At 47.0% G+C, this 5,621-nt stretch carries 5 protein-coding genes; 4 read left to right on the top strand and 1 reads right to left on the bottom strand.

What is annotated here, in order from left to right; all coding sequences use genetic code 11:
- Nucleotides 1–726 precede the first annotated feature (726 nt).
- From VB714_RS06905 to VB714_RS06890, 4 genes are all read left to right on the top strand, one after another.
- Nucleotides 727–2,604, top strand: coding sequence for a DNA-directed RNA polymerase subunit gamma (locus VB714_RS06905; RefSeq protein WP_416309626.1), 1,878 nt, complete (start codon nt 727–729; stop codon nt 2,602–2,604).
- Nucleotides 2,605–2,668: 64 nt separating this feature from the next.
- Nucleotides 2,669–2,791 (top strand): hypothetical protein, encoded by a 123-nt coding sequence (locus tag VB714_RS06900; protein WP_323222461.1) that lies wholly within the window; start codon nt 2,669–2,671, stop codon nt 2,789–2,791.
- The gene (gene recG / locus VB714_RS06895; protein ID WP_323222459.1) at nt 2,788–4,908 is read left to right on the top strand and encodes an ATP-dependent DNA helicase RecG; all 2,121 of its coding nucleotides are present in this window, start codon (nt 2,788–2,790) and stop codon (nt 4,906–4,908) included. Before VB714_RS06900 ends, recG begins: the two co-directional genes overlap by 4 nt.
- A gap of 47 nt (nt 4,909–4,955) precedes the next feature.
- Nucleotides 4,956–5,264, top strand: coding sequence for an HNH endonuclease (locus tag VB714_RS06890; protein WP_323222457.1), 309 nt, complete (start codon nt 4,956–4,958; stop codon nt 5,262–5,264).
- Between the two features lie 60 nt (nt 5,265–5,324).
- Here the strand turns inward: VB714_RS06890 and VB714_RS06885 are convergent.
- Nucleotides 5,325–5,621 (bottom strand): hypothetical protein (locus tag VB714_RS06885; RefSeq protein ID WP_323222455.1); only part of this gene is annotated, 297 nt, incomplete at its 5' end.

Raw genomic sequence — 5,621 nt, 5'->3', positions numbered from 1 at the left:
GGAGAAACTATTGAAGCAGGCGATGTTTTTTGGGAGGCAACAGAAGGATATATTGAACAAAGTGGAACATTCTATGCTGACTCGAGCATTCGAGAAATTGTTCTCATAACAGCAACTTCTTGGACTGTTCCGAAATGGACGCGAGAACCCAGAATATTCTTTTGGCAAGTTCATAGTTTCTGTAAATTTATGGCCATCTTGTTGAAAATATTGGCTGGCGATTTAGGTGACTTAATTTTTGAGTCCATTCAGGAAACTAATGAAAGCGCAAAGGAATATTCTAATGATGATAGTTCGGATGGTAATTTAACTTTCGATCCAAACCTTGAAGCTCAGATCCGTAAGTTTTGTTTAAAGCAAACCGCACGGATTTTTTCTACTCTGAGTCGTTGTGCATTGAATGAAGCAAATGCAAAATTAAGTGCATCTGCTGAAGTTAGAGTGATACAAGAAGTCGCTATTTTACAACCTGAAATTATTGTACCTAATCAAACTTCTATCAAAACTAAAAGTATTCCTCCTGTCGCTCAATTTTCTAGACACGAAAGAACTCAAACGACTAATCAAGATCAAGGCGATCAAAACGCTTCTCATGGAAGCCAAAGCAAGGGAAATACAGATCAAAATAAACAGAGTAGTTCTAAATCTCAAACAGATAACAATAGTTCTAAATCTCAAACAGGAAAGTGGAGGTCTGCACAATCTGATGGAAGAAGACAACAATTAATTCATTACCCTAAATATGGCTTATTCTATTATGTGAAAATCAATTTGGCTTCCCCAGAGCGCATTCGCCAATGGGGAGAACTTACTCTTCCTAATGGTCAAGTGGTTGGAGAAGTGACCAAACCCGAAACCATTAACTATCGGACTCTCAAGCCAGAAATGGATGGCTTGTTCTGTGAGCGGATTTTTGGGCCTGCCAAAAATTGGGAATGCCACTGCGGCAAATACAAGCGAGTGCGCCATCGGGGGATTGTTTGCGAGCGCTGCGGTGTAGAGGTAACGGAGTCTCACGTTCGCCGTCACCGTATGGGTTATATCAAACTTGCTGCTCCTGTAACTCATGTTTGGTATCTCAAAGGACTTCCGAGTTATCTAAGCATTCTCTTGGATATGACTTTAAGAGATGTAGAGCAGATCGTTTACTTTAATGCCTATGTTGTTCTTGATCCCGGTAACGCCAGCTATTTATCCACACGCCAACTCTTAATAGGAGATCAGTGGTTGGAGTTAGAAGAGCAACTCTATGCTGAAGAGGCGGAATTAACGGGGATTGAAGTGGGTATTGGTGCAGAAGCGATTCAGCGCTTACTCGAAGAAATCAACCTCGAATCAGAAGCGGAAAAACTGCGGGAAGAAATTGCCGGATCGAAGGGAGAAAAGCGAGCCAAATTGATTAAGCGCTGGCGGGTAATTGAGAATTTTATTGCTACGGGATCGCGACCCGAATGGATGGTATTAACGGTAATTCCCGTGATTCCCCCAGATTTGCGTCCAGTGGTGCAGTTGGAGGGGGGACGTTTTGCCACGTCTGATTTAAATGACCTATATAGCCGGGTGATTAACCGCAATAATCGTCTTGCTCGTTTACAAGAGATTCATGCCCCGGAAATCATCGTGCGGAATGAAAAGCGAATGCTGCAAGAAGCTGTCGATGCTTTGATCGATAACGGACGACGGGGGCGTATGGTATTGGGAGCCGACAATCGCCCTCTTAAATCCCTGTCGGATATTATTGAAGGGAAACAGGGACGTTTTCGACACAACCTACTGGGAAAACGGGTGGATTATTCCGGGCGATCTGTCATCGTCGTGGGACCAAAGTTAAAAATTTATCAATGCGGTTTACCAAGGGAAATGGCGATCGAATTGTTCCAACCTTTTGTAATTCATCGCTTGATTAAAAGTGGTTTGGTAAACAATATGAAAGCAGCGAAAAAATTGATTCAGCGCGGAGAATATCCGGTTTGGGAAGTTTTGGAAGAAGTCATTACCGGACATCCAGTCCTGCTCAATCGCGCTCCTACCTTGCACCGTTTAGGGATTCAAGCCTTTGAACCGATTTTAGTGGAAGGTCAAGCCATTCAGTTGCACCCCTTGGTCTGTCCAGCATTTAGCTCTGATTTTGACGGCGACCAAATGGCGGTTCATGTGCCGCTCTCTTTAGAAGCACAGGCAGAAGCGCGGTTATTAATGATGGCTTGTCACAATATATTATCCCCCGCAACAGGGAAACCCATTGTTGCACCCAGTCAAGATATGGTGTTGGGTTGCTATTATTTGACAGCAGAAAATCCAGCAGTGCAAACTCCTGAACATGGAGCAGGACGGTATTTTGCCTCAATGGAAGATGCCCTGCAAGCCTTTGAGCAAGGGCAGTTAAACATTCATACTTATATCTGGCTGCGTTACAATGGTGAAGTTGAAACCCAAGAAGATGATGAAGTCATTGAGGTAGAAGAAAAATCTGACGGTAGTAAGGTGTATCACTATCGGTGGAGCAAAATTAGGGAATTACCAAATGGCGAGAGTTTTCAATATATCAAAACCACTCCAGGTCGCATTATCTATAACAAGACAATTCAAGATGTGCTGATCTAGCAGAAAATGTTGATGACTGGGACGAACCCGTTTATGCGGATAGTATCGAAGAAGCACGGCGAAAATGCGAAGCCTTGCAACGCACTTACAACCGCGATCGCCTTCCATTCAATCTTATCAAAGGTTTTTTCAACACATTGCCATCAAGAGAGATAGCAGCGATCGCTGCTGGAGTCGAGCCGATTGACCGTACTCATCATGCTCGACCTCTCTCTGTCAAGATTTGCAGGCATTAACGACACCGAAGCCCGCCAACTCAAAAAACTCAATCTGACGACGATCGCTGATCTCCTTCACTATTACCCCAGAAAGCACATCTTCTTCAAACGAACTCGCATTAAAGATATTCGCATCGGGGATAATGTTACCCTTGTTGGCAAGATCGTCAGTCACGATCTTATGGACTCGCGGAAAGGCGGACTGACCTTGCAAATCTGGCGCATTCGTGATAAAACGGGGCGCGTGACCTGCACTCGCTTCCACAACCATCCCCGCTACAAATCCAAGCAATGGCGAGAACAGCAGCACCAAGCCTACCCTCCCGACGCAATTGTTATCATTACGGGTCAAGTGAAAAGCGATCGCTACAACTCGCGAGGCATCGGCATCCACAACCCTCAAATCGAAGTTACCGACCTCGCCACCGCCAAAACCGTTCGCTCCATCCTTACCCCTATCTACCCCCTCACCAAAGGCATTACCAACGAAACAATCCAACGATGCACCCGTGCTGCTCTTTCCTGCATTGACTATCTTGAAGACCCTCTCCCTTCACCATTGAGAGCGCGGTTTGGACTGGCAAACCTGCAAGAAGCGATCGCCAACATCCACTTTCCCAAAAACCAAGAAAGACTAAAACACGCCCGCGATCGCCTCGCTTTCGATGAATTCTTCTACCTTGCTTTGGGGATGCTCCAACGCCGCCGCGCCTTCCAGCAACAACCGGGCATCCCTCTCGCCAAAACCGGAACGCTGCTCGATCGCTTTGCTGGGGGTTTGCCCTTCTCCCTAACCTCCGCCCAACAGCGTGTCATTCGGGAAATCCTCAATGATATGAGCCAACCCCAACCCATGAACCGCTTGGTACAGGGAGACGTGGGTTCGGGGAAAACCTGCGTGGCTTGTTTTGCTGCCCTCGCCGCCATTCAAGCCGGCTATCAAGTGGCATTGATGGCTCCCACGGAAATTCTCGCCCGACAGCACTATCGCAAAATTGCCAAATGGTTTGCACCTTTGGGGGTTTCGACCTCCCTGCTGACGGGTTCGACCGCAACCCAACCCCGCCAAACCATCTACCGGAAAATCGCATCGGGTCAACTGTCCTTACTTGTCGGCACCCACGCCCTGATTCAAAAACGGGTAAACTTCAAGCAGTTGGGATTGGTCATTTGCGATGAAAGTCACCGTTTTGGGGTTGTTGCCCGTCACCAATTGCAACAGAAAGGACATTTTCCTCACGTTCTGACCATGACGGCCACCCCCATCCCGCGCACCCTCGCTCTCACCGCTTATGGGGATTTGGCCATCTCTCGCATCGACGAACTGCCCCTCGGACGCAAACCCATTCTCACCCAACTATTGAGCAATTCTCCCAAATGCGATCGCCACATTGCCTACCAGCGCATTCGAGAGGAGGTGCAACAAGGCAGACAGGCTTACATTATTCTGCCCTTGGTGGAAGCCTCGGACAAACTCGACCTCAAAGCCGCCATTGCCGAACGCGATCGCCTGTCCGTCCAAATCTTCCCCGAATTCTCGGTAGGATTGCTGCACGGACGGATGAAGGCTGATGAGAAACAGCAAGCGATCGCTCATTTCCAAGCGGGCAAAACCCCCATTCTGGTCAGCACGACGGTGGTTGAGGTAGGAGTCGATAACCCCTTGGCCACCGTCATCCTCATCGAACACGCCGAACGCTTTGGTTTGGCACAATTGCACCAACTGCGAGGGCGAGTGGGTCGCAGTCAATGGCAATCCTACTGCTATCTTGCCAGCGATTCGCTCTCCGATTCCTCCCGTGCCAGATTGGAAATGATGGAACGCTGCCAAGATGGTTTCGAGTTGGCCGAATTTGACTTGCAATTGCGCGGTCCGGGTAAGGTTTTGGGAACGCAACAATCCGGCATTCCCAAGTTTGCTTTGGCGGATTTAAGCGAGGATGAAGCTCTTTTAGATGCCGCATACCGAGCCGCACGACGGGTTCTCAAGAAAGACCAGACTCTGGAGCGATTTCCCGCACTGGCAGAGGAATTGAAACGAAGGCGACAGCTTGATGACCTCTGCGATCGCGCCGTCCTCAATTGAGTTCCAATGGGTTAAAATACTATGACACCATCGAATCAATCGAGAGTATGTCCCGCCGCCAGCGCTATCCCGACAATTGGAAAGAAATCGCCTTGGCCGTGAAAGAAGAGGCCGGGTGGCGCTGTCACAAGTGCGGCTGGCAGTGCCTCAAACCCGGAGACGACACTTCAGGACTAACCAAATCCGAACGCACAGCACGGACGCTGGTGGTTCACCATGCCAATCGGATGCCAGAGGACAATCGACGCTCCAATCTGATTCCTTTATGTACCGCTTGCCATCTCAGCTACTACTATCTGGGACAATCGAATGTTTCTCCCGGTCAGCTTTCTTTGTTCAAGAAAGATTATTTTTAACATCGCGTTCTCCGAAATTATGTTTTACAAGTACTCTTTAATTGAGAAAAATTCAAAAACTTATAGACACTTGGGTTTGTTGATTGTTAAACCTAATTCCGCTTCTTCTAAGTAAAGTGGTGTAGATTGAGTAATCTGTGTATCTGCAAGATAAGATGTAGCTAAACATACAACTCTAAAAGAAAATGAGTTGTATTTTTCAAAAATACTTTGAGCAACACTTTTAACTATTTGAGTTTCATTTTCATCTTGTTGTTCTTGATAGGGAAGACCAACAAAAATTCTTTGAGCTAAATTTTTATTATCATCAGCATGTTGTATGAGTTTTAACAACAGTTCACAATCGGCAGATTTAAT

Origin of the sequence: Spirulina sp. 06S082, assembly GCF_034932145.1 — a bacterium.
GTDB lineage: Bacteria > Cyanobacteriota > Cyanobacteriia > Cyanobacteriales > Spirulinaceae > CCY15215.
This window is presented reverse-complemented; position numbering and strand designations above follow the sequence as displayed.